Raw genomic sequence first — 872 nt, forward strand, 5'->3', positions numbered from 1 at the left:
GTTCCCGACCGAAAAGAAGTCGACGCGAAGGCTCGTGAAATCGTCGAAAAGCTAGGCCCCCGCCCCAGAAAGGCAGCCCTTCGCGAAGCCATCCTGGCACTCACTTCGCTTCGGGCCTGGCACCCCACGGAGCTCGCCAAGAAGCTGAGCTACAGCCCGGACAAGCTGACGGAGCGCCATCTCAAGGCCATGGTCGAAGAGGGCCTTCTCGAGCGCACCCACCCCGATAATCCCGCGCATCCCGCTCAGGCCTATCGGGCCACGCGCAGGGGCTGACTCCAGGTGCCCCTCCAGCATGCGCCGGATGGCGGTCAGAAGCTCAGCGTGCCCAGCAGCTCGAAGGTGTTGCGATACACGTGCACCGGCTCCACGACGATGCCCTGCAACCCGTTGTCGCCGGTCAGGTCCTTCACGCCCAATTCGTGGCGCGACAGGATGTAGCCCGCGCGCAGGCCGCCATCCACACCGTGCAGCCCTGGGATGAAGTCCTTCACCAGTACGAAAGCAGCACGTAGCGGAGGTATTCCTCGCGCGTGGGGACGCGCGGCGCCAGGGACGCCAGGGGCAGCGACTCCAAGTGATGTCGCCCCCCGGGGCCGCCCATTCGTCACCTCACGGTGGGGTCTCCGGCAGTGGACATCCGGGCTTCCGGCATGCCAGCGGAGCAATCCCTATCTTACCGGCGCCATCCGTCGGATACCGGACCGGCCCCCGTGGCAGGGGGTGAAACACAGGCCCTGTCTCTGGCAGAAAGCAAGACAACCCAAGAGGGGGTGGGACCGCGTCCCCCCTGAAGGAGTCCCTGTCGCATGAGCACGATTCTCCGGACCCCACCCCTCGCTGGCGGCCGTCCCCCTCGCTGGGATTCGCGC

Annotated in this window: 2 protein-coding genes; one reads left to right on the forward strand and one right to left on the reverse strand. The window is 66.6% G+C overall.

Annotation, left to right across the window (positions count from 1 at the left end; genetic code table 11):
- Positions 1–276, forward strand: a 276-nt coding sequence (locus D7V80_RS41085) for a Fic family protein (protein ID WP_370452645.1), incomplete at its 5' end; no start/stop codon positions are given.
- Between the two features lie 35 nt (positions 277–311).
- Here D7V80_RS41085 and D7V80_RS41090 read toward each other — a convergent pair.
- Entirely contained in the window at positions 312–494 is a 183-nt protein-coding gene (locus tag D7V80_RS41090; RefSeq protein ID WP_120593161.1) for a hypothetical protein, read from the reverse strand.
- Positions 495–872 lie beyond the last annotated feature (378 nt).

It is taken from the genome of Corallococcus sp. CA054B (genome assembly GCF_003611625.1).
Lineage (GTDB): Bacteria > Myxococcota > Myxococcia > Myxococcales > Myxococcaceae > Corallococcus > Corallococcus coralloides.